Source organism: Cupriavidus numazuensis (assembly GCF_905397435.1).
Lineage (GTDB): Bacteria > Pseudomonadota > Gammaproteobacteria > Burkholderiales > Burkholderiaceae > Cupriavidus > Cupriavidus numazuensis.
The window spans coordinates 1-516 of sequence record NZ_CAJPVI010000179.1 but is presented as its reverse complement, the minus strand read 5'-3'; the positions used below and the strand labels follow the sequence as shown (position 1 = coordinate 516).

At 63.2% G+C, this 516-nt stretch carries 2 protein-coding genes; both read left to right on the top strand.

Going from position 1 to position 516, the window contains the following annotated elements; translation table 11 throughout:
• The first annotated feature begins 1 nt into the window (after position 1).
• Positions 2 to 262, top strand: coding sequence for a hypothetical protein (locus KHO41_RS41110; RefSeq protein ID WP_211958906.1), 261 nt, complete (start codon positions 2 to 4; stop codon positions 260 to 262).
• 47 nt (positions 263 to 309) lie between these two features.
• The coding region (locus KHO41_RS41105; protein WP_211958905.1) for a hypothetical protein at positions 310 to 516 on the top strand (207 nt) is incomplete at its 3' end.

Here is a 516-nt window from a genome sequence, read left to right as displayed (position 1 = left end):
CATGTCCTTGACCATCCAGAACCTCCCGCTCGAACAAGACCTTGACCACGCCAAGATGGGCGCCGTACGCGGCGGCAGCATCTTCGTGAACTCCGGCACCAACGCCATCGTGGGCGGCAGCGGCGTGTCGTTCGCCAGCCCCAACACCATCTTCGCTCCGGTCACGCAAGCCGATGCGTCGACCCGCACCGACGTCGACATCAAGACCGTGCAGAACACGATCAACAACCTGGGCGGCATGGTTGCAGCCCTGCAGCACTAATCCAGCCCCTAGCCCTTCAGCGCATCCAGCCTACCCAGGAGATCATCATGTCCCTCACCATCCAGAACCTCGCCCTCGAACAAGACCTTGACCACGCCAAGATGGGCGCCGTACGCGGTGGCAGCATCTTCGTGAATTCCGGTACCAACGCCATCGTGGGCGGCAGCGGCGTGTCGTTCGCCAGCCCCAACACGATCTTCGCCCCCGTCACGCAGGTCGACGCTTCGACCCGCACCAACGTCGACCTGAAGACC